Raw genomic sequence first — 599 nt, forward strand, 5'->3', positions numbered from 1 at the left:
CTACGATGCAGAAAGTTTCTCTCTTAAAACGTGTACCAGTCGGGCTTATTGGTTCGTTTGGGATGCAAAGTTTGCCGGATGGTTGGCTTTTGTGTGATGGGAGAGCGTATTCTCGAGAAGCGTATAGAGATCTTTTTTTGTTGATAGGGACGACATGGGGGGAAGGGGACGGAGTTGAGACCTTTAATGTCCCTGATTTACGTGGAATGTTTTTGCGTGGCGTTGATAACGAACGCAATATTGACCCATGGCGTTCTTTTGCAACGGTACAAGGATATTCATTGAAAGCGCATGATCATTTTATTGGTTCAGTGTCACCAGAGCGTTTTTCCTCACGCAAGAAGCGTTCTCTCTCTCCTGTTGAGAATTCGTTACAAAGAAGAAAGAGGTATATTGGTGAGGAGTGTGCGGGCTTAAGTGGCGATGCGTTGAAGGCATGTAATGAAGAATTTGACAGGATAACGGAAGAAGCAAAGCCTTTTTGGTTTACACAAGAGGATAAACCAGCCCGCTTACCTTGGTTTATCAGGAGTCCTTTTGCGAACTTTTTATATTACTCTACTCCAATCAAAGAGGGAATAAATGACAGGGTTGATCAT

The 599-nt window shown here is 43.6% G+C and carries 1 protein-coding gene; it reads left to right on the forward strand.

Going from position 1 to position 599, the window contains the following annotated elements; translation table 11 throughout:
• On the forward strand, positions 1-599 hold a 599-nt coding region (locus ACFIKO_RS09480; protein ID WP_375673930.1), incomplete at both ends, for a phage tail protein.

Source organism: Bartonella sp. TS82HLJMH (genome assembly GCF_042193495.1).
Taxonomy (GTDB): Bacteria; Pseudomonadota; Alphaproteobacteria; order Rhizobiales; family Rhizobiaceae; genus Bartonella; species Bartonella grahamii.